The 3,298-nt window shown below is 37.8% G+C and carries 4 protein-coding genes; all 4 read right to left on the bottom strand.

The window, feature by feature from the left end; all coding sequences use genetic code 11:
• Positions 1-108: 108 nt before the first annotated feature.
• Genes AB1422_18270 through AB1422_18255 form a run of 4 tightly spaced genes read right to left on the bottom strand, consistent with a single transcriptional unit; the run spans position 109 to position 3,166 of the window.
• Positions 109-492: a hypothetical protein gene (locus tag AB1422_18270; protein MEW6621246.1), complete on the bottom strand. Its 384-nt coding sequence runs from the start codon at positions 490-492 to the stop codon at positions 109-111.
• An 11-nt stretch (positions 493-503) separates the two neighbouring features.
• On the bottom strand, positions 504-1,235 hold the full coding sequence (locus AB1422_18265) for an outer membrane lipoprotein-sorting protein (GenBank protein MEW6621245.1): 732 nt from the start codon (positions 1,233-1,235) through the stop codon (positions 504-506).
• An 11-nt stretch (positions 1,236-1,246) separates the two neighbouring features.
• A complete protein-coding gene (locus AB1422_18260) occupies positions 1,247-2,476 on the bottom strand; it encodes an FtsX-like permease family protein (GenBank protein ID MEW6621244.1) in 1,230 nt (409 codons plus the stop codon).
• The gene (locus tag AB1422_18255) at positions 2,477-3,166 is read right to left on the bottom strand and encodes an ABC transporter ATP-binding protein (GenBank protein ID MEW6621243.1); all 690 of its coding nucleotides are present in this window, start codon (positions 3,164-3,166) and stop codon (positions 2,477-2,479) included.
• Between the last annotated feature and the right edge of the window lie 132 nt (positions 3,167-3,298).

The raw sequence follows: 3,298 nt of genomic DNA, 5'->3' as shown, positions 1-3,298 counted from the left end.
TTGAAACCTAACCTCAATGTTTATAATGTGTTATATATATCTACCTCACCTCCTAAACACCCCCAAAATCTACCCTCTTAATATTATAGTCCCTTGATTTTACAGAGGTTAATAGGTCCGACCCTCAATAGTAAGAAAAAATGTCCTTCTAAACTTTATGTCAACATAGGCATCATCTATATAATTCTTGAGACTATTGTTACCTCCATCGTTAACAGTCCATGCAGGTCGAGATTTTACCGCCAGTTTAAGCCATTCTTTATATGTAAGACTAATAAAAGAGTCCTTATAAAGTTTATTTTGCCACTTTGGAAACGAAGTAAGATTAGAGTCAGGATTTAAAAGAATATCACCCTTTAGTTGATAATAAGTTGTCTGATTAACAAGTTCCCCTCGATATTCAAGCCTGAAGTTTTCATCAAATATAGAGGCATTTACCTGAAACGAAGATAAAACCAAAACTAATATAGCACTCAGTATTATTCTTCTCATAAGATTACCTTTTATCGGATATGTTTCAAATAAGTCTTTTGAAAGAAAGTGTTAGGTGTATCAGCTACTTTCATATTACTATATTCCATTATCGAATATTCACCTTTACGCAGTTCATCGTAAATCTCTAAGACTAATGGTCTTTCTTTTCCTAAAACTTTCGCATATCCTTTATAAAAAGCAGTCTTTAAAAGTCTATCTGAGATACTATAAAATTCGGCCTTTATTGGTTTAAAACTTTCCGTATCAGTCCAGAGAAAAATCTTACTATAAGATGCCTGTTCGCTTTTGCTGGATAGCTCAAGTTTTATGCATCTCATTTTATCTATTTCTTCTTCCAATAATTTTGCATTATAGTCTAGAGAGTAGACCACTCTTGCCACATCACCATTAGAAATTTGCCCCAGTAAACGCTGTTGGGGGGAGATTCTAATAGGTCCCCGTGTACCAGGAACATATATCCACATATTATTGCCAACCATCAGAAGAAGGCGGCCTTTATTCTCTGGAGGATAGGTAAATTTTACCAGGCTTTTATCCGCATCTTTTACCCGAACAGTAAATTCTTGAATAATATCTTTTTCCTTCTCTTTTTTATAAGTAATCTTCAAGTCAAAGACAAAAGTATCCCCGGGAGCTCTTATTTGATCAATCATCTCCAGAATTTTAGCAGGAGTAGGAGCAAATGTATCAGCGGATATTAATGTTAAAAATAAAAACAAAAAAATAGCTTTCCGTATCATTCTACCTCTTTTTAATTATGCCCTAAAGATTCTACTATACTCAATCTTGTAGCCCGCATGGCCGGGTAAAATGTGGAGATGGTAGAAATCACTACCGTGGACAGGAAAGAGTACCACAACACCACCGGGACAATGAGGATGAGGGCATTATATCCCCTCGTCATAGCTGGCGGTGGGGGGATATAAATCCCTCCCCATAGATTTATCACCTGGGCTACTAAAACTCCTGTTATCGTTCCCAGCACTGCACCTATCACTCCAATTAAAAATCCCTCCCAGAGGAAAAGCTTCAGGATACCTCTTTTCTTTGTGCCAATCGCTCTCAGTGTTCCTATCTCTTTTACCCGTTCAAAAACAGACATAGTCATAGTATTTGCTATGCTAAATAGGACGATAATAGCAATAATAACCTTTACTACTCCGAACATTCCATTGTATAACCTGACTACAGCATGATAAAAGGGAGCCAGTTCATCCCACGTTTTGAGTTCCAGATCTAATTCTTTTTCCTTAAAAAGAAGACTGAGTTTCTGTGAAACCTCTTCGGTATGTTCTGTTTTATCCAGAAGTATAACTATCTTTTCCACTTCAGTAGTGAGAAGGAGTCGTTGAACTATTTTCAGAGGAAGTTTTAAAAATACTGAGTCATAATCTTTAGCCCCACTTCTGGCTATTCCTACCAGCTTGATATCGACCGCATTCATCATCCCTAAAGGTGTAGTAGTAAGAATGGTAAGATAATCTCCTATCTTTGCCCCGAAGGATTTTTGCATTTCGCATCCGATCACACCCTCCTCTCTTCCTTCTTCAAATAGTCCTTCTCCTTCAATTAGTTCCTCAAAACTGGCCAGGCGGGCCTCTTTTTCAGGTATGCCCCCCTCACCTTTACAGATAAGAGTATTTTCACCTGTACTTATAAGTCCGGAAAAGGAGAGACGGGCAGTAACTAATTCCACATAAGGAATCTTATAGAAAAGCTCTTCTAACTTCTGAAAATCATCAATCAAATATTCAGAAGGATTAGCAACTCCTTTTTCTGAATAGCCCTTTTTATAAACCTGAATATGGCCTAGTTGGGACCGAATGGTTGATTCTCTTAATCCCCAGAAGGAATATTCTACAAATCCACCGAAGACAATGAGCCCTACCATCCCTGAAATTATAGCTAAAAAGGTAATAGTTGTTCGTCTTTTGTTTCTGAAGATATTTCGGAGGGCTAAGATAAAAAATCCACTTCTCATTTATTTATCCTCTGCTTCTCCTTTTATAAACCTGCCATCTCTGAGGCGGTATATTTCCCGAGCGTAATTCATAATCTTGGGGTCGTGGGTGGAAAAGATGAAAGTAGTAGAAAATTCCCTGTTTATCTTCCACATTAATTCTAAAATTGCTTCTCCTGTTTCTGAATCCAGATTTGCTGTTGGTTCATCTGCCAAAACCAAGCTGGGCATAGTTACCAATGCTCTGGCTACAGCTACTCTTTGCCTTTGTCCCCCGGATAGTTCATCGGGTTTATGATTTTTGTGCTCAAGCAAACCTACTTCTTCAAGCATTTTCAAGACCATCTTGCGTCTTTCTTTGTTTCCTTTTCCAAGAATCCAGAGAGGATATTCTACATTTTCGTAAGCAGTAAGTACTGGTATAAGATTAAATGTCTGAAAGATGAAACCAATCCTTCTATTGCGCAATTCAGAGAGTTGGGCATCAGAAAGACCTTCTACTGATTGATCTATAATCGCAACGGTGCCTTCAGTAGGTTTATCCAGACATCCAATGATATTAAGAAGAGTGGTCTTTCCACTTCCTGAAGGGCCACAAATGGAGACAAACTCTCCTTTTTCAACCTCTAAACTTACTTTCTGAAGTGCTCTTACACTGGTCTTACCAAGTTTGTATTCTCTGCTTACTTCTTTTACTGCTACAACCGACATAAAATAATTTCGACCTGTGCGGTTAGATTTTATGCTGCCAATTTGAGTTCTATCTTACCCTCTTCAAACCATCTTTTAGTTTCATTGTTTCTTACCATAGCAGTTATTGAGGCAAGAGTTACTGAACCAGGC

This window comes from bacterium (genome assembly GCA_040757115.1).
Classification (GTDB): domain Bacteria; phylum UBA9089; class CG2-30-40-21; order CG2-30-40-21; family SBAY01; genus JBFLXS01.
The sequence above is the reverse complement of the archived record's forward strand: the minus strand, read 5'-3'. Positions and strand labels throughout refer to the sequence as shown.

Excerpts from the sequence above, each read along its gene's own strand:
- AB1422_18270 (MEW6621246.1), bottom strand. The coding sequence starts at position 492 with ATGAGAAGAATAATACTGAGTGCTATATTAGTTTTGGTTTTATCTTCG.
- AB1422_18265 (MEW6621245.1), bottom strand. The coding sequence starts at position 1,235 with ATGATACGGAAAGCTATTTTTTTGTTTTTATTTTTAACATTAATATCC.
- AB1422_18260 (MEW6621244.1), bottom strand. The coding sequence starts at position 2,476 with ATGAGAAGTGGATTTTTTATCTTAGCCCTCCGAAATATCTTCAGAAAC.
- AB1422_18255 (MEW6621243.1), bottom strand. The coding sequence starts at position 3,166 with ATGTCGGTTGTAGCAGTAAAAGAAGTAAGCAGAGAATACAAACTTGGT.